This window comes from Geothrix sp., from assembly GCF_030219325.1.
GTDB lineage: Bacteria > Acidobacteriota > Holophagae > Holophagales > Holophagaceae > Geothrix.
In genome coordinates, this window is the sequence record NZ_CP126625.1 from 2,977,662 (window position 1) to 2,995,739 (window position 18,078).

Consider the following 18,078-nt stretch of genomic DNA (forward strand, 5'->3'; position numbering starts at 1 on the left):
GGAATCAGAAGGTGGTGCCGATGGAGAACTGGAAGTCGGTCCGTGACTCGGTGTCGAAGGGATAGGGGTTCAGCTTCCTCGCCCAGATCAGGCGTAGCGGCGCCGGACTGATGGGCAGGAAGAACCGGAATTCCAGCCCCGCGGATCGCACCAGCGTGGGGTTGGTGTAGGAGTAGGTGTTCCCGGTCGTGATGTCCTTGTAGGAGATCAGATTGCGGCTGAAGACCTTGGTGCCGCTGCCCCAGGCGTTGCCCGCATCGTAGAAGAACACCAGTCGGAACTGGTCCGCGATCTTGAACTGGTATTCGGCATTGGCCACGAGCTGCTTGTTGCCGCCCACCACCACGGCATAGCCGTTGTTGTCCAGCAGGACCGAGCCCACCTGGCCGTAGCGGTAGCCGCGGATGCTGTTCTCGCCACCGGGCCGGTACAGGTCATAGAGGGGGGTCTCGTCCCGGCCCATGTTCTGCAGGTACCCGTAGCTCGTGTTGAAGGCGAAGATGTGGCGGTCGGCCACGTTCGCGAACTTGGCAAAGTCCCAGGTGGCCCGCAGGAAGGGCCGATCGCCGCCGAACTGCCAGCCGCCGTACTCCAGGCCGAAGGAGACCCGCGTGCCGCTGGTCGGCTTGAACTGGTGGTTCACCGTGCTGTAGGCGAGGCTCTGGCTGAAGGTGGAGGTGAGCTGGTTCGGGGTATCCCGGAAGTAGAAGTTCCGGCCACCCTCGATGCGGATCAGCCGGAAGCTGTAGCCCGTGGAATAGGTGGTGAAGAAGGCCCAGGGCTGGTTGGGGATCCAGTTGCTGAGGCGCGCGCCCACGGAGACGCCGAGGCTGCGGGTGAACTGCTTGTAGGCGTTCGCGATGCCCACGCGCGAGGCGTCGTAGTCCGCCGAGCCGTTGGAGACCGAGGTGGAGAAGGAGTAGGGGAGGTCGAACACGAAGGGCTCGGTGAACCCGACGGAGATGTTCTTCGAGAACTTGCCGCCGTTGTAGCTGAAGGACAGCGTCTCGCCGCCACCGCCCAGGTTCCGGGTGGAGAAGCTGACGCCCAGCGAGAAGCCGAACAGCGATCCGTAGCCGCCCTGGAAGAGCACCTCGTTGACGCCCGATTCCTCGCCGCGGACCACGATGTCGACCTGGGGCTTGTCCTGGACCAGGTCCACCTTGGGCTCGGAGCTCTTCACGTCGAAGAAGCTCAGCTGGCTGATGCTCAGCAGCGAATCCTTGAAGCGGTCCGTCTGGAAGGGGTCGCCCTCCCGCATGAGCATGCTGCGCCGGAGCACCTTGTCCTTGGTGGTGAGGTTGCCCTCGAATTCGATCTTCCGGACGGTGTAGGCCTCGCCCTCGTCCATCTTCAGGGTCGTGTCCACCTTCTTGACGCCGCCCTCTTCCCGCACGTCGTACTTCTTCTCGGCCCGGAACAGGACGTAGGCCTGGTTCGAATAGGCCTCCTTGATCTTCTCCACCGTCTGGTTGACCGCATCGAGGTCGAAGGGCACCGGCTTGGCGTCGGCCCTGGGCGTCTCCAGGGAGGGCCGGATGTTGAAGAACTTCTGGAGCATGGACTTGTTGTCCCGCTTCACTTCCGCGTACTTGCCCTTGAAGAAGTTCTCCTGGAACAGCTTGCCGCCCTCAGTCTTGAAGGTGCCCTCGAAGAACTGCTCGCCCTCCAGGATGGGGAAGGTCAGGGTCGCCCGCAGGTCGTACTTGGGCGACTTCGCCTCCTTGAGCCGCTTCTCGTTCTTCTTCTTCTGCTTGGCGGTGGTGCGATCCTCCACCTCGATGATGGGCTTGCCGATGAAGACATCCTTGTAGCCCATCTTCCAGTAGGACTTCTTCAGGTTCTCAAGGTCCTCTTCCAGGTTCTTGTCCACCAGCAGGTCGTGGGTGGTGAGCCAGCTGAACATCCAGTGCCGGCGCGTCTTCTTCATGACGCTGCGGAGCTGGGCGCTGGTGAAGACCTTGTTGCCCTTGAAGGCCACCGTGTAGATCTTGGCCTTGCCGCCTTCCTTGATGTCGAAGACCAGGCGGGCCACGCCGCCGGCCATGGGCTCGAGGGTGATGTCCACCACCGGGCTGCGGAAGCCCTTCTCGCCGGCCTGCTCGACGATCATGTCCTTGATCTTGCGGGCGGAGTCAGGGTCGTAGACGGTCTCGGGATTGATGGTGAGCTTCTTCTCCTTGACCTTGTCCTTGATGTTGGTGAGGCCCACCTCGGTGCCGCCGCGGTAGTCGATCTCCTTGATCAGGGGCCGCTCCTTGATGCGGATGACCAGCTTCTTGCCGCCGGGCGCGTCCTCCAGCTCGAGCTTGATGTCGTCGAAGGAGCCGTTGGCCCACAGCTTCTCCATCACCGCCGAGAAGTCCAGGTTCCGCAGGTCGTCGCCCACCTTCACGCCCGACTTAAAGATCACGGTCTCCGCCGTCTGCTTCTGGGCGCCGACCACCTCGATGGCCACGATGGGCTCGATGTCCTGCCCCGCCAGGGGCATGGTGAAACCGGCCGCCAGCACGACGAGGGTCAGGGGCAGCACGCCCTTCCACCACCGGGGCCGGACCCGGTTCCATACCATGTTCCGCTGCGTCATTCAGGTGCTCCGACCAGATGGGTTTCCTGGCCAGAGGCCACGTCTCCGGTATCAGACAGGGTGGGGACGAGTTTCTCGTCCACCAGATCGAAGTTCACCAGGCCCGAAGGCACCGTGTCCTGGCCGACCATCAGCTCGGCGAGGGGGTCCTCCACCTGCTTCTGGATGGCCCGGCGCAGGGGCCGGGCGCCGTAGGCGCGGTCTCGCAGCGTCGTCTTCACCAGCCAGTCGCAGGCGGCGTCCGTCAGGGTGACGCACAGCTTGTGCTTCTGGAGGGTGATGTTGAGATCCTCCACCAGCAGGCGGACGATCTTGCGCAGCTCGTCATCCCCCAGGCGGTTGAACACCACGATCTCGTCGATGCGGTTCAGGAACTCCGGGGGGAAGGTGCGCTTCAGGACCTTCATGGCGTCGCTGGACTTGGCGTCGGGACGGCCGTCCTGCTCGACGAAGCCGAGGTTCTTCTCCGACAGCAGCTCCCGGCTGCCCACATTGGACGTCATGATGATGATGGTGTTCTTGAAGTCCACCAGGTTCCCGAAAGCGTCCGAAGCCTGACCGTCGTCAAAGATCGACAACAGAATGTTTATGAGGTCCGGGTGGGCCTTCTCGATCTCATCGAAGAGCAGGACGCAGTACGGGTTCCGCCGGATGCGGTCCGTCAGCATGCCGCCTTCCTCATAGCCCACGTACCCCGGAGGGGCCCCGAGCAGCTTGGAGACCTCGTGCTTCTCCATGTATTCCGACATGTCGAAGCGGATCATCTTCTTGGCATCGCCGAAGAGGAAGGTCGCCAGGGTCTTGGCCAGCTCCGTCTTGCCCACGCCCGTGGGGCCCAGGAAGAGGAACGAGCCCATGGGGCGGTTGGGGTTCTTGAGGCCGGTCCGGGCCCGGCGCACGGCCCGCACCACGGCGCTGACCGCCTCGGGCTGGCCGATGACGCGCTCGTTGAGCCGGGGCTCCATGTTCACCAGGTTGGCCTTCTCGTCGCCCTTCAGGGCGCGGACGGGAATGCCGGTCCAGCTGGCCACCACGTCCTCGATGTCCTGCTCCGTGACCTCGGGGAAGCGGGCGTAGTCCTCGTCCGTGAGCTCCGAGCGGTTCTTCTGGATCTCGTCGCGCAGCTGCAGCTCCTTCTGGCGCAGCAGCACGGCCTTCTCGAAGTCGCGGCTGAGCACGGCCTCGTTCATCTCGTTGATGACGCGGTGCAGCTCGTCCTCGGAAGTCTGTCCCTCGGAGGAGGAGCCGCCGGGCCCCACGCGCAGCTTCACCCGGGCGCCGGCCTCGTCCAGCAGGTCGATGGCCTTGTCGGGCAGGAAGCGGTCCGTGATGTAGCGGTTGGACAGGTAGACCGAGGCCTCCATGGTCTTGGCCGTGTACCGCACCCGGTGGAAGAGCTCGTACCGGGCCCGGATGCCCTCGATGATGCGCAGGCTCTCGGCCTCGTCCGGGGGATTCACGGTGACCGGCTGGAAGCGGCGGACCAGGCTGCGGTCCTTGTCGATGTACTTGGCGTATTCCTTGTGCGTGGTGGCGCCGATGCACTGGATCTCGCCGCGGCTGAGGGCCGGCTTCAGGATGTTGGCCGCGTCCAGGCTACCCTCGGCGGCGCCGGTGCCGATGAGCGAGTGGATCTCATCGATGAAGAGCACCACGCTGGGATCCTTGCTGGCCTCGGCGATGATGGACTTGAGCCGCTCCTCGAACTGGCCGCGGTACTTGGTGCCGGCCACCACGAGGCTGAGGTCCAGGGCGTAGATGCGCTTGTCCGCCAGGCTAGGGGGCACGATGCCCTCGTGGATCTTCTGGGCCAGGCCCTCCACGATGGCGGTCTTGCCCACGCCCGCCTCGCCCAGCAGGATCGGGTTGTTCTTGCGGCGGCGGCTGAGGATCTGGACGATGCGCTCGACCTCGGCATCCCGGCCGATGAGGTTGTCGAAGATGCCCCGCTCGGCCATCTCGGACAGGTTGCGGGCGAATTCCGAGAGGAGCGGGTGCTCCTTCTTCTTCTTGGCGATCTTTTCTTCCTTGCTGCTCTCCAGCAGGATCTCCTTGGCGGCGATGAGGTCCGCGCCGGCCTCCTTCAGCAGGCGGCCCGCCAGACAGCCCTCCTCGCGCAGCATGCCCAGCAGCAGGTGCTCGGCGCCCACGTGCTTGTGGTTGAGCTTGGCGCTCTCGGCCGTGGCGTGCTGGAGGATGTGCTTGACCTCCTCCTCCATGGGGATGTCGATGCTGGTGCTGCTGGGGGTGATCTTCTTGTCTTTGGGGGTGAGCGCCGCCACCAGGCGCTCGCGCAGGCTGCTCACCTGCACGCCCATGCGCTCCAGGAGCTGGGTGCTGGTCTTCTCCGATTCCCGGAGGAGGCCCAGCAGGAGGTGGCCGCTCTGGATGCTTTCCGCACCGAACTGGCTCGCCTCATAGCGGGCAAAGAACATCACACGACGGGCTTTTTCGGTGAATTTTTCGAACACGGGACACCCTTCCGGGTCAGGGATGGCGCCGGGGCCAGGATGGTTCCGGAGCGGTCTAACAGGGTAGCGCCTTCCGGCACCCTTGTCCCCTTTCGGCTGGGAAGGATGGGCTTGCGCCGGTATCCTGGAAGGCTGGGAGGGCGACATGAGCCTGGCTAGGACCAATCTGGCGATCCTTGGCCTCCAGTGGGGCGACGAGGGCAAGGGCAAGGTCGTGGACCTGCTCAGCCCGAAGTTCAGGCAGGTGGTCCGCTTCCAGGGTGGCAACAACGCCGGCCACACCGTCGTGGTGGATGGCGTGAGCATCGCCCTGCATCAGGTGCCCAGTGGCGCCCTGCACCCCGGCTGCTTCCTGGTGGTGGGCAATGGCGTGGTGCTGAACCTGGAGGTCTTCCAGCAGGAGCTGGATCGACTCAAAGCCCGCGGTTTTGATCTGACCGGCCGCCTGCTGCTGTCCGAGAAGGCCCACGTGATCCTCCCCCACCACATCGCCCTGGACCAGTGGCGCGAGATCCGGGCCGACAAGGTGGGCGCGAAGATCGGCACCACCGGCCGCGGCATCGGCCCCGCCTACGAGATGAAGGCCGCCCGCATGGGCATCCGCCTGGGCGACCTGCGCCACCCCGAGACCCTGGCCGAGCGCATCGAGCCCGGCTACGCGGAGGTGCGCCTGAGGCTGGGCAGCGAGACCCCCCTGCCCAGCCTCGACGCCATCGTCGAGGGCCTGCTGCGCACCGCCGAACCCTTCCTCCAATTCATCGGCGACGCCCAGGGCCACCTGCTCGGCGCCTGGGAGCGCGGCGACAGCATCCTCTTCGAGGGCGCCCAGGCCACCCTGCTCGACATCGACCACGGCACCTACCCCTTCGTCACCTCCAGCAACTGCAGCCTGGGCGGCCTCTTCACCGGCACCGGCCTGCCCCCCAAGGCCGTGGGCCAGATCCTGGGCATCGCCAAGGCCTACACCACCCGCGTGGGCGCCGGCCCCTTCCCCGCCGAGCTGCTGGACGCCACCGGCGACCGCATCCGCGAGGTGGGCCGCGAGTTCGGCACCACCACGGGCCGCCCCCGCCGCTGCGGCTGGTTCGACGCCCCCATCACCGCCCACGCCTGCCGCACCAACGGCGTGGATGGCCTGGCCATCATGAAGCTCGACGTGCTCGACGGCATGGACGAGGTGGGCCTCATCGTGGGCTACCGCACCGGCGAGGGCACCCTCACCACCCAGCTGCCCAGCTGCGCCGCCGACTGGGCCGGATTGCAGCCCGAGGTGAAGCGCTTCAAGGGCTGGACCAGCACCCGCGGCATCACCGACCACCGGCAGCTGCCCGCCCAGGCCCAGGCCTACCTCGAATCCCTGGCCGAGAGCGTGGCCGTGCCCATCAGCTACCTCAGCACCGGACCCGACCGCCACGAGGGCTGCCTCTACCCCGGAACCTTCCTCCAGCCGCTGCTGGGTTGACTCCAGGCGGGTTCACAGGCACACTGATCCTCCTGCCCACCCGGGCATCGCACGCTCGCGTGCACCGCGCGCTCGAGGGTTCGCGGTCCCCGGCTCCACCGACAAGGGCCCTTAGCTCAGCGGTAGAGCAGCGGCCTTTTAAGCCGTTGGCCGCGGGTTCAAATCCCGCAGGGCCCACCAAGTTCCACCCCAGGGGGCTATCGTCTAGGGGTCAGGACACCGCCCTTTCACGGCGGTAACACGGGTTCAAATCCCGTTAGCCCTACCATAAAAGAGCCTAGAGAAATCTAGGCTCTACTTGTATAAAGACGGCTCAACGCACCTAGAGATGAACTGAACGCTCCAAAAAACGCTCCAAATTGAGGGCAAATCTGGGAGCGTTTTCTCAATCGATGGCGAAGTCGTGTGATCTGTCCAGCAGGAGGGCCCGCTGGGGTCGGTCGGCTGGCGGCAGCCGCATGCCGATCTGCCCAGGGGCCTGGTCGTCTTGCCAAGGTTGACCGCATCGGCAGGCCCCTACCTGGAGCTGGAAGCGTGGAGAAGCCCACGGACATTTTCTGTCCAAACCGGTGTGGCAGGATGGTCTGGACCAAGTCTTTCCTTGAGATGCCTGCATGAGCTACGACCCCTTTGATGGCGTGTTGCTGAACGACCCCCGACCGCCTGTGTCAGGTGCCGTCAGCCTCATGCTGCATCTGCGGGTGGCGCGAAGACTGGCCAAGGCCCAGGGACGCACAGCGGGCCCCAGCCTCGAGGCGCTGAAGACACGTGCTCAGGCCTGCCGGGAACTGCTGGCTCAGGGTCTTTTGCCTGCCACCTTGCGAGAATTGCAGGCCTACGGGCTGGACCTCGGCCAGCCCAAGGCTTCCCACAGCCTCGCCAGCGTTCTAGCCCACCTGGAGGCCTACCTCAAGGAAGTGGAAGCGGGCGGCTATCTAGAGCCGGACCTAGCCCTATGGCAGGCCGTGGACCTGGAACTGGCCGGGAAACGGGGGCTCTGGATCGAGCGGACCGAGGCCGATGGGCCCATTGAAGCCGGACTTCGTGACCTGGTGCCCACGCGTCTTCGGGCCCTGGCCTGTGTTCCGGGCCTGGGAGGCGCCACGTTCAGGCTCGCGGCCCAGAAAGGTGGCGATGCCTCCGGCCTCTTCGGCAGCGCACAACCCCTGGTGGCGTGGTTCCTCGATGGGCTCGAAGCCCATGGCGAAAGCCTCCCCAATGACCTCAACCTTTCTGAGCCGGAGGGCTGGGGATCGGCGCCGTGGTCATCCGCTCTGGAATCCCTGTTCGAGGGACCGCTTGATCTGAAGGACCATGCGGACACCTTCCAGCGGGGACTCGTCGAAGGCCCTCTCGACCTGCTGCGCCATGCCATTGAACAGGTTTGCGTCTGGCTGGATGCGGGCATTCCCCCGGCTGAGATCACCCTCATCCATCCCGAGCCGCAAACGGTGGCCGCCTTCCTTGTACCCCTGCTGGCCGAAGAAGGCGTGGCCCTCCATGTGCGCGGTGGTCTGCTGCCCCTCCTCGCCAGCGAAGCCTGGAGTCCGCTCTGGACCCTGCTCATGGGCGTGCAGCGGCTGGACCCCTGCGCCGTGTCCGCCGGACTCCGCGCCTCCAGGCGCGACGACCTCCGCCACTGGGCGGATGCCCTGGCCCTCGCCGATCAGAGCGGGACGCTCGCGTTCGAAGGCAGCTTCATGCACCTGCGAGACCGCGTGAAGGACTACGCCCAAGGCATCTGGCAGGAACTGGCCACGCTGAGGGCAACCACCCAGACGGCGCACAGGTGGGCCGAGCGCTTGGAGTCCTTGGCCACCACGCTGCGACTGCCCATGGATCCCGATGATTTCTATTCGCCATTGGGCCTGCTCAAAGAAGCCTGGGGCAACGAGACTTGGACCTTCGCCGACATGCTCCTGGCGTTGGAGGCCTTCCTGGATGCGGCGCGCAGCAGCGAGATCCCCCGAGCCGTCGAGGGCCTGCGGCTGGTGACCCCCGGCACGATCCTCGACGACTGGAACGGCGCCCGCGCCACCCTGATCCTCGACCTCTCCGAAGGTGCCTGGCCTAGCCGCCCCGCCGAGAACCCCGACCTGGACGGCGACCGCAAGGCCGCCATCAATCGCGCGCTGCTCGCCTGGAGCCAGACTGAACCGACGGCGACCTTCCCCCCTGCCCTGCAGCGGTTCTGGCTTCCCCGTAGCGAGCATGGCGACCAGATTCCCCGCGCCTTCCAGCGGGAGGCCTACGCCTTCAACAAGGTGCTGGCCATGACTCGCGAGCGCCTGGTGGTGCTCAGTCCTGCCCAGGATGAGGATGGCCGCATGAAGTCCCAGGGACCCTTCTGGACGGCGCTGGAAGGTGCAGCCCTGTGGAGTCCTGAGCCCGCGCTGCACAGCCGCCTGCGATGGCGCTGGGAAGGGCACGACCAATCCCCTCACCAACAGGCCCGGGCCACCGCCGCCCAGGCCCGCCCGGCCAGCGAGGCGCTGCTGGCGGAAGCGCCCGACTTCGACCTTGCTCCAGGGCTCCGCGCCGCCTGGCGCAAGGGGCAGGACAGCGCCAGCCCCACCGCGCTCGAAGGCCTCGCCAAATGCCCCTTCCGTTCTTTCGCGGAGCGCGTCTGGGGCCTGCAGACCTTCGATGCGCGTACCCGGATGTCCATGGCCGTGGGCATCCTCGTCCACCACATCATGGAAGAGGCCCTGATGCCCTTCGTGGGCGAAGAGGACTGGCCTGCCGCCTTCCAGACGGCCCTGGGCCTGGGTCCTGAGGCCAGCGCCGATGACCTCATCCCCCACCTGCAATCCCTCTGGCTGGACAATCAGGACCAGTGGCTGAAGGAGCTGGACCGCCACATCCCCCAGGAGCAGTGGCCTCAGGCCGTGCTCCGCCTGGAATCCCTGCTGCCCAACGTGGCCGCTGGTCTGCTGCGGGATGTCCAGGCGGAAGCCCCCGACAAGGGCGAATTCGCGTTGCTCGACCCAACACGCCTGTTAGCTCCAAAGGCAAAGAAGGCTGCAGCGCCCCCACCGGAGACCTGGCGCCGGAGCCTCCTGGCCCTCGAAGGCAGCCTGGGTCCAGTCGCCCTGGACCTGGGTGACGGCCGCTCCCTCGTGGTCAGCGGCAAGGTGGATCGCATTGAGCGCTGGACCAGTGACGACCTCTCCTTCCTGCGGGTGGTGGACTACAAGACCTCGAAGGAGACCTACCTCAAGGCCTACGCCGAGGAGGACGCACCCTTCGCCTCGCACCTGCAGACCCCGCTCTACATGCTGCTGGCCGAGCAGGTCTACCTGGGCGAACGCGCCACGGCGGTGCTTTTTTCCCTGCGTGACGATGACCCCAAGCCCTTCACCAAGCACCTCGTCACCCTGGCCGAGGCCGGTCCCGACGGAGCCTGGCGCCAGCGGCTGCTCACGAATCTCGCTCGTTTTGATTCGCGGCTGGAGTCGGGGGATTTCCCGCCGACTCCCGGCGAGCATTGCAGCCAGTGTCAGTTGGCGGCCCTCTGCGGGCGGCCCGTGGACGTGACCGTCGAGACCGATGGGGAGGGGGACTGATATGCGCACCCTCGACCTGAGCGATCCCCTCATCCTCGACCAGTCGCTGGTAGTGAGCGCCAGTGCAGGATCGGGCAAGACCTTCACCCTCACCGTGCTGGTCACCGCCCGGCTGGGGCGCGGCGATATCCGCCCCTGGGAGATCCTGGCCACCACCTTCAGCGAGACTTCCGCAGCGGATCTGCGCGAGCGGCTGCTCCGTCCACTGGATATGCTGTCCGCCTTGGATGAGGCCGCGTGGCAGCAACTGCTGCCGCACCTCGAAGTGCCCGTTGCCACGGACCTCGAAGCGTTGCTCAAGGAGCTGCCCGGCATCCAGCACCTGAAGAAGTCCGCCGGGGAGGTGGCCCAGGCCGCCGCCCACTGGTCATGTGCACCCTGGCTCGGCTCGCCCGCCAAGGCCCGCGCCTTCTGGCGCCGCGTGCGGCGGGAAGCCGAGCTGCTGCAGGTGTCCACCATCCACAGCCTGGCCATGCGCGTGCTGAGCAAGGGCGAGGGCAGCCACGACACCATCCTCGATGTGCGTCATCCCTCCCTGCTGCGGCTGCTGCGACTCACGGTGCGCGAGGCACTGACCCTGCCCACCGGCCATGCCGATGAAGTGCCCGCCCGCTTGCTGCTGGCCTGGGCCGAGCAGAACTGGGAGGAACTGTCCCAGGGCTTCGACAACCACCTCGATGCCCTTGGGCACCTGAAGGGTGAAGACCCCAGCCAGTACCGGGACGCTCTGACCCATGCCCTGGCCGGAGCCCGGAATGCCCTGGCGCCCTTCGCGGCGGATGCTGAGCTGGCCAAGCACCCCAGCGGCAAGGGCCTCCACAACTTCAAGAAGGAGAACCTCCTTCCGGTTCCAGTCGACAGCGCCGATCTGCAGACGAACCTCCGCTGGGCCCAGGCCCAGAGCGGGCGCGTGTCGAACCCGCCCCCTGCCTATTACTCCGACGCATTCTGTGAGGCGATGGCGGCCCTCAAGCCCGTGGCCACCGCGCTGGAAGCCTGGCTGCGCTGCCTGCTGGTGAATGCGCTGCAGCGCTTCGAGGCCGAGAAGCAGGCCCAGGGGCTGGCCACCTTCGGGGACCTGGTTCGCCAGGCCTTGGACAGCCTCAAGGCACATGGACTGGAAACTCCTGCGCCCAAGCTGCTCCTGGTGGACGAGTACCAGGACACCTCCAAGGTGCAGGATGCCTTCCTGGAGGCCCTCGGCGCTGAGCGCATGGTGCGCGTGGGTGATGTGAAGCAGGCCATCTACGGCTTCCGGGGTGGCGATCCCGATCTGCTGCGGGACCGGCTGGCCGCGGCGGGAGAGGGCGCCTTCCGCCTCGCTTCCAACTTCCGCTCCACACCCGAGATCGTGACCCTGGCCAATACCTATGTGGATCAGGTCTGGCCCCAGTTGGATCCCACGGTCGGCGATCTCGACGGGGCCCAGGTACCCGTTGCCCCATCGGGGCCTCCAGTGGGGTTGGTGCGCACGCCTGCGCCACCTACTTCAGGCGACCTTCCGGCCCTCGCGGATTGGATCTCGGGCCTCTCCCGGGAGTCCGGCTGGACCGAGTCCCTCGGCGCTCGCGCGAAGACCGGCAGCCGCACTCGGGCGCTCCTGCTCAAGCAGCGCACCCGCCTGCCGGGCCTCCTCCAGCGCCTCAAGGCGCAGGGCATCCAGCCCTACGTGGTGGCCAAGGAGGGATTCTGGGACAGCCCCGGCGTGCGGCTCATCCTGGCGGCCCTGGAGGCCGTGGCCCACCCCGAGCGACCCATCCCCTGTGCGGCGTTGCTGCGCCAGGTGGTGGGCCTAAGCGATGCCGAACTGGCAACCCTGGCCCAAGGCTGTGAAGGCCGTCCCGGACTGCCCGGTCTGGGTCAGTTGGATCCCGAGCGGCTTCCGGATGCCCACCGAGAGGCCGCCCGTTTCCTCCTCGACCTGCGACAGGCCTCCACCCAGACCATCGCAGGTCGCCTGCTGCGCCACGGAGCCCTGCTCCAGGCCATCGCAGCCCTGAACGTGCATGGTGCGCTGGAGCCCCTGCGGGCCCGGCGCAACCTGGCCGGACTGCTCGCCAAGTTGCAGGACCTGCCCGCCAGTCCCTCCGTGGCCTACGCCCTGCTGGATGACGAGCGGAACGGCCTGGAGCGGGGCGACCTGCCCGCCTCCGTGGAAGACGCCGATCTGCTCATCCAGACGGCTCACGGCAGTAAGGGGCTGGAGTACGACGACGTCATCCTGCCCCTGCTGAATGTGAACCCGCGCAGCTTCCGAAAGGGGGACCTGCGCACCCGCCCCGAGACCGGCGAGCTGCTGCTGGCCTGGAAGCTGGGGACATTCACCGGACGCGCCTACGACGACCTCAAGCCCCTGGTGGAGGCCAAACAGAAGCGCGACGAACTCAACCTGCTCTATGTGGCGCTTACCCGGGCCAAGGGGCGTCTCTGCGTGCTGCTTCAGGAGCCCAAAGACCCCAAAGAGCCCAAACCCCCGAGCGAGTTCAAGACCTGGGCGAAATGGGGGCAGGTCCTGGCCAGCAGCCACCTGGACTGGAAGCCCTTGGCGGAGGCACCGACACCGGTGCCCGTGCCGGCCCGTGTCACCCTCACGCTGGACTCACCGCCGGCGAGAGCGGCCCTGGCCGACCTCACCCTGCCTGCCGATGCCCATGACGACCTCCCTGGCGATACCCGCAGCAAGGCCCGCCAGGAGGGTGAAGCCATGCATGCCTTCCTCCGGGATCTCCTGGTGCGGTGGGAGGATCCGGAAGCCTTCCAGGCCTGCCTCGCCGCTGCCCCACCAGTCGCCCACGCCCGTGAGAACGCCCTGCGCTTCCTGGAGCAATTCGAGGCCAAGGGCTGGCGCCACTTCCGCCGCCGCACCGAGCTGCCCCTCGCGGGTGCAGCCAGCAGTGGTGGGCTTGGACGCGCGGACCTCGTGGTCTGGGGCGAGGACCGCATCCACCTCCTGGACTTCAAGCACTCCAAAGCCTTCGGCGAGGAGGAGCTTGCGGCCTACCGGGACCAACTCAACCGGTATTCCGCCGTATTGGCGGAGCGGGAGGGGATGCCCGTGACCTCTTGGCTTGTGCCGCTTCGTGGCAACGCTTGGGTCAATCTGGAATGACAAACCTGGGCAATCCACCACCTTGAAAGGCAGCCTGAAGCATCCTGGGACCAGCTATCGTGTGGATGGCCATCGGCGCACCCATTCGGTCATCTACCAGACCGCCCGGGCGGACCTGCTGGGGCTGGTGAGCCTCGGCCTGCTGGAGCAGACCAAAGAAGGCCGGGCCTTCGTGTTCACCGCGCCACGGGATCTGTCCCGGCGCATGAAGGAACTTGCCGCTCAGAGCTTGAAGACATTTTCTCGATGCCAGCTCAGGAAATCGGCATGAGGTCGCTGATCTAGCGCCTCGGGGACGAGAACCCGTCGATCCGAGCGGAGGAGCCGAGACAAATCATCGGGAACGCCTTGTGGGGAGAGCAGGATGCTGCCGTCTACGCCGACGGCCAAAAGCCCTCGATCGAATAACCAATGGAGGGTGCCTGTGAGAGCCAGTCCATTTCGTACTGAATCTGGGCCGTTGAAGGCGACTGGTCGAATGTGCGCAGCCTGGACCTCGGGCCGCCCACCACCATTGATCAGCCGCAGACCAGAAAAAGCGCAGGTGTTCTGGTAGGCCTCGCGGACCTTGTGGCGGAAGGCGACTTCCCGGAAAGGGCGTGAGACCCACTGCTGAATCATTGGGCGATCCGAGTAGGCGATGGCTTCTTCGGCAACCCGGTCCGCGGTCTGATTCGAATCGTTGATCTCCCACGAGTCCATCACCCGTGAGAATCCGGCTCGGACGATCGCCTCGAATTCCTCCAACGGAAGAACCCTCACAGCCCGGCCAAAGGCCCCCTTGTTGGTCGATCCATCGGCCTTTTGAAGCGTGGATTCCCGATAGTGCCCACCTTCCTGGAACGGTACCGGCAGATCGAACTCCTGATAGCCCTCCATGTAGGCGAAGAAATGATCCTCTCGCTCGGCGTCGGGCATGATGCGCGTGATCCTCGCCATCGCAAAGTAGGCTTGGCGACCGCCCCCTTGGCTTCGCCGAGGTTCGTAGTACAGGATCCAATCACCCTCGGCCGCCCCGACCTGGTTCAGGTAGGTTCTCGGGAAGTGGTAACGCACCTCTGGCAGGTCATCGTAGACCGAGCCTACTGACATGGTTAGCACTGCGTTGGTCACGGGGGCCAGGCTACCAGGTCGTTGATATCAGGGCTGCCCCCCTACCCCAACCCCGCCGTCCTGGCCAAGGTCAGCGACCCATCCCGGTTCGTCCCGGCACACGCCCAGGCCACGGGCCTTCGCTGGCCTTTCACCAGCAGCTCGGCTTTGAGGGTCAGGCCTTCCCAGGGGATGCCTCGGGGCAGGAGGAGGGAGGCCTGGCGGACGCCGCGGGTCATGGGGTAGCCGGGGTCGAGGCAGCCGGTGGCCAGGGGCTTGCCGTCGGCGGCGCACAGGGAGATCCGGAGCACGCCGGGGATGCAGGCCACGCCGTCGTTCACGAGGCCGAGCACCAGGCCGTGGCGCCCGTCCCGCTGGTAGGCCCAGATCCAGGAGGGGCGCACGCGGTAGCCGATGCGGCGGGCGGCGGCGTCGATGGCGGCGTGGGAGCGTTCGTAGCTCCGGAGCAGATGCTCGGCGGAGATGGCGTGGAAGTTCCACAGGGACCAGTAGTTCGCCCCCACGTCAAGCACGTGGGAGAGGGTGTTCTCGGTGCGCGGCGGCCCGCCCTTGGGATCCGGCGCATCCGGGTCCCCACTCAGGCCCGCTTCGCAGATGGCGGCGACCCAGGGCGGGCGGTTGGCGAGGGCCTCGATCTGCTCGTTCTCGATGAAGATGGTGTCGGTGCGCAGCCAGTTGTGGGTGCGGATGGTGCGGTCCACCAGTTCCGAGTTGCCCACGCGGCTGAAATCAGGCTGGGTGTTCGTGGCCAGGGGCGTGCGCTTCCAGGCCCCCAGCTGGGCCTCGAACATCGCCAGCCAGGTGGCCTCGGCGGTGGCGTTGTCCGGGAAGGGATGCCCCTCGTAGGGCCAGGTGTGGCCCTCGCCCCAGAACCCGTACATGAAGGTGTCCATGTATTCCACCTGGGGATGCCCATCCAGCTCCTGGGCCAGGAGCCCGTTCAGCTCCCGGAAGGCGGCCTGGTACTCGGGGTGGTCGTAGCGCGGGAGCTGGTTCAGGCCCTTGTTCCGGGGCAGCTCGGAGGGGCGCTCCCACTGCCCCTTGAGCGCCACCGTGGGGACCTTCGCTGCGAGGAAGGCCGGCATCCCCGGCTCGGGATGGTCGGGGTTCTCCAGCATCACGCGGAAGCCCACGCCCTTGCCGTAGCGCCGCGCCAGATCGAGGGTGGCCTTCCAGCCCTCGGGGAAGTCCAGCCGTCCAGGGCGCTGCTGGATGTCCCGCCAGTTGAGGCGGATGTAGACCTTCTGCGCGAAGGGCAGCCGGATGAGGTCCTCGAGGTACCGCTCCACGGGCACGCCGTGGGTGCGAGGCGGCCAGAAGTCCCCGGACACATACACGGTGAGGCCCATGCCGGGGTTGGGGACGATGTCGGTGGATGGCAGGGTGGTCATCACCACCTCGCTGCCGGACAGCACCTCCTCCGGCGGGTACTGGGGGAACGGGCCCTGGTAGAGCCGGTCGGGGACCGCCGGGGGCGGCCCGAAGTCGTGTTTCTCCCAGGTGTGGCTGGGCACGAAGGCGGAGGCCGAGCGGGAGCCCAGTCCCGCCGCCAGGGCCGCCGTCCCCGCGGTCTTGAAAAAGTCGCGTCGTTTCATGAGTCCACCTGGTCGAGGAGAAATCACGCCATCCGAATCCGTCCCGATCCTGCTGCGATTTGAACCGCCCCGTCACGCGGCGCTGAGTGTTGGCGTTGCGTCAGTCACCCTTCATTCCGGCCTGGCCTCGATCAGGAGGTGGGCGCTGAAGGGAAGGTTCAGGGTGGCGCGGGGACCCTTGACCACGCCCAGATCCCGGTCGTGTTCGTAGTCCCGGATCCGATACGTGCGGGCTTCGAGGCCCCGCAGCTCGACCGGGCCCTGCCACTTCTTGGCGAAGAACCCGTAGTACCGGGCCTCGCCCTTCTGGATGGCGTGGGTCTCGGGCAGGTCGAAGCCGACGTCGTAGAGATCCCCGAGATACTGTCCCTTCGGCAACATCTGTTTCCGATAGATGCCAAGCCACGTCGCGAGGGCCCGCTTGCGCCCGGGCGTGAGGTCCGAGGTGCTGCGCTTGGTGGCGAGGGCGGGCAACACGAACTGGGTGCCGATGACGCCCCCCACGGCCACCGTCGAGGCATAGTCGCTTGCCCCGTCGCTCAGCTCCACGTGATCGCCGAAGTAGGCGACGCCATCGCCCATGAGGGCCTTCAGGACCTTCCCCTTGGAGCGGACCTGGAAGGAGCTGGTGGGATCGGAGCCGACCGACATGTTGAAGTAGGGCATGGTGAAGAAGGAATAGCTGGTGCCGCAGGGGCAGAACTCCACCAGGGCCTGGGGCTTGAGGCTCCGCACCGTCTCGAAGATCGCCTTGAAGTAGAGGGGCAGCGCCTTCACGGCATCCTCGGGATGCTCGTGGTGGTGGGCGGGGTTGTAGCAGGGTGGCACGCCGTTCATGTACTGCCCGTCGAGCTTCAGCCCGTCGTAGCCCCAGTCGAGGATCATCTTCTTCGCCAGGTCCTTGCTGTACTCGATCACGCCGGGCGCCGCCGGGCACAGGTAGAAGGTCGGCCAGTACGAGATCTTCTGCTGCGATCCGTCGCGGTTCAGGAGGGCGAACTCGGGATGCTCCTTCATCAGGGTGCTCCCGCGGGAGCCCATGAGCGGCGCCCACCACAGCTGCGCCTGGAAGCCATCCTGGTGGATCCGGTCGACCATCGCCTTCAGGTCCTCGTCACCTCTAGGGAACTTCAGGGGATCCGGATGCCAGTCCGCGTAGTTGTCCTGCCAGCCATCGTCCACGGTCACCCAGGTGAAGCCGAGTTCCTTGACGGTGGGGAGGGTTCCGTAGATCTGCCGGGCCTGGACCTTCCTGCCGTAGCCCCAGGCGCACCAGATGGGTCCGAAGGCCGCTTCGGGGGAGTCCGCCATGCGGAAGCCCTGGCCCGCCATGAACCGCCGGTAGAGCGACAGCGTGCCGAAACAATCGCCTTCATGGACGGACACGAAGGTCCGCAGGCTCCGCACGGTGGCGCCGGGCGCGAGGCTCTGCTCCCGCGCCATGCGCAGGGCCACCTGGGCCCGGCCCGCCTTCGGCATGGTCACGGGCAGGGACACCAGCTCGGGCGAGGTCTCCAGATGGCCGATGCCCAGACCCGCCTCGCGGGACCACACGTCGACGATGGGCGTCCCTCCGCCGTAGTCCGGGGCGTTCATGCCCAGGTGGTTCTCCTGCCGGAACCCCACGCGCAGCGGCACCAGCCAGTTCGGCCGCCGCTCGTAGGATCCGCATTGGTACGACCAGAAGGTCGGCCCTTTCCCGGCCGCCTGGGCCTCCAGCTCGTAGGCGTGGCTGGTCCAGCCGCTGATGGGCAGACTGGCACCACCTTCGTTGGTGTAGGCCACCTCGTAGACCGCCAGCGCGGGGAAGGCGTCGTAGATCGTCACGGTGACGGTCTTGATGAGCTGCGGGGCCTGGCCCTTCAGCACCAGGCGCTCGCCATCGGCGATGCGGTCCCGCTGCTGGGAGACCAGGGTGAATTCCTGCCGCTTCCGGCCCGGACCCTCCAGGTACTCCGAGTCGGAGAAGGGCCCCAGGGGTTTCTCGACGCCCTTGAACCGGGCGACCACCCGGCTTCGCAGGTGCAGGTCGAACTCGATGCGGAGGCAGGGGCTCTGGATGGACGGGGCCTCGGCGGCGGCCTGGGCCGCGGGAACGGCGGCCCGCGCCGGTCCCGACGGAAGGGCCAGGGACAGACCGGCGAGGGCAAGGGCACGGAACAGGGACATGGCGGA

8 protein-coding genes and 2 tRNA genes are annotated in these 18,078 nt (G+C 66.6%); 5 read left to right on the forward strand and 5 right to left on the reverse strand.

The annotated features are described in order from the left end of the window. Nucleotides 1-4: 4 nt before the first annotated feature. Nucleotides 5-2,587 (reverse strand): outer membrane protein assembly factor BamA, encoded by a 2,583-nt coding sequence (gene bamA / locus QOZ81_RS13290; protein WP_291205465.1) that lies wholly within the window; start codon nucleotides 2,585-2,587, stop codon nucleotides 5-7. After that, complete coding sequence (locus tag QOZ81_RS13295; protein ID WP_291205462.1) at nucleotides 2,584-5,058, reverse strand: ATP-dependent Clp protease ATP-binding subunit; 2,475 nt, start codon at nucleotides 5,056-5,058, stop codon at nucleotides 2,584-2,586. The genes bamA and QOZ81_RS13295 overlap by 4 nt, the downstream gene beginning before the upstream one ends. 145 nt (nucleotides 5,059-5,203) lie before the next feature. Between QOZ81_RS13295 and QOZ81_RS13300 the strand changes: the two genes are divergently transcribed. From QOZ81_RS13300 to QOZ81_RS13320, 5 genes are all read left to right on the forward strand, one after another. Further along, nucleotides 5,204-6,520 (forward strand): adenylosuccinate synthase, encoded by a 1,317-nt coding sequence (locus tag QOZ81_RS13300; protein WP_291205459.1) that lies wholly within the window; start codon nucleotides 5,204-5,206, stop codon nucleotides 6,518-6,520. A gap of 105 nt (nucleotides 6,521-6,625) precedes the next feature. Next, nucleotides 6,626-6,700 (forward strand) — tRNA-Lys (locus QOZ81_RS13305). 13 nt (nucleotides 6,701-6,713) lie between these two features. Next, a tRNA-Glu gene (locus QOZ81_RS13310) sits at nucleotides 6,714-6,788 on the forward strand. A 346-nt stretch (nucleotides 6,789-7,134) separates the two neighbouring features. Beyond that, nucleotides 7,135-10,086, forward strand: coding sequence for a PD-(D/E)XK nuclease family protein (locus QOZ81_RS13315; RefSeq protein WP_291205458.1), 2,952 nt, complete (start codon nucleotides 7,135-7,137; stop codon nucleotides 10,084-10,086). A gap of 1 nt (nucleotide 10,087) precedes the next feature. After that, nucleotides 10,088-13,195 carry a UvrD-helicase domain-containing protein gene (locus QOZ81_RS13320; protein WP_291205457.1) on the forward strand — a complete coding sequence of 1,036 codons (3,108 nt, stop codon included), beginning with the start codon at nucleotides 10,088-10,090 and terminating at the stop codon, nucleotides 13,193-13,195. 222 nt (nucleotides 13,196-13,417) lie between these two features. Here the strand turns inward: QOZ81_RS13320 and QOZ81_RS13325 are convergent, their stop codons facing one another. The 3 genes from QOZ81_RS13325 to QOZ81_RS13335 form a co-directional block, all read right to left on the reverse strand. Further along, on the reverse strand, nucleotides 13,418-14,113 hold the full coding sequence (locus QOZ81_RS13325; protein WP_291205456.1) for an HNH endonuclease: 696 nt from the start codon (nucleotides 14,111-14,113) through the stop codon (nucleotides 13,418-13,420). Nucleotides 14,114-14,349: 236 nt separating this feature from the next. Further along, nucleotides 14,350-15,903: a hypothetical protein gene (locus QOZ81_RS13330; RefSeq protein ID WP_291205453.1), complete on the reverse strand. Its 1,554-nt coding sequence runs from the start codon at nucleotides 15,901-15,903 to the stop codon at nucleotides 14,350-14,352. A gap of 111 nt (nucleotides 15,904-16,014) precedes the next feature. Next, complete coding sequence (locus QOZ81_RS13335; RefSeq protein WP_291205451.1) at nucleotides 16,015-18,072, reverse strand: alpha-galactosidase; 2,058 nt, start codon at nucleotides 18,070-18,072, stop codon at nucleotides 16,015-16,017. Between the last annotated feature and the right edge of the window lie 6 nt (nucleotides 18,073-18,078).

What these genes read in the sequence shown, in the direction of transcription:
- QOZ81_RS13300 (WP_291205459.1), top strand. Translation starts at nt 5,204, where the DNA reads ATGAGCCTGGCTAGGACCAATCTGGCGATCCTTGGCCTCCAGTGGGGC.
- QOZ81_RS13320 (WP_291205457.1), top strand. Translation starts at nt 10,088, where the DNA reads ATGCGCACCCTCGACCTGAGCGATCCCCTCATCCTCGACCAGTCGCTG.
- bamA (WP_291205465.1), bottom strand. Translation starts at nt 2,587, where the DNA reads ATGACGCAGCGGAACATGGTATGGAACCGGGTCCGGCCCCGGTGGTGG.
- QOZ81_RS13325 (WP_291205456.1), bottom strand. Translation starts at nt 14,113, where the DNA reads ATGCCCGACGCCGAGCGAGAGGATCATTTCTTCGCCTACATGGAGGGC.
- QOZ81_RS13315 (WP_291205458.1), top strand. Translation starts at nt 7,135, where the DNA reads ATGAGCTACGACCCCTTTGATGGCGTGTTGCTGAACGACCCCCGACCG.
- QOZ81_RS13335 (WP_291205451.1), bottom strand. Translation starts at nt 18,072, where the DNA reads ATGTCCCTGTTCCGTGCCCTTGCCCTCGCCGGTCTGTCCCTGGCCCTT.
- QOZ81_RS13330 (WP_291205453.1), bottom strand. Translation starts at nt 15,903, where the DNA reads ATGAAACGACGCGACTTTTTCAAGACCGCGGGGACGGCGGCCCTGGCG.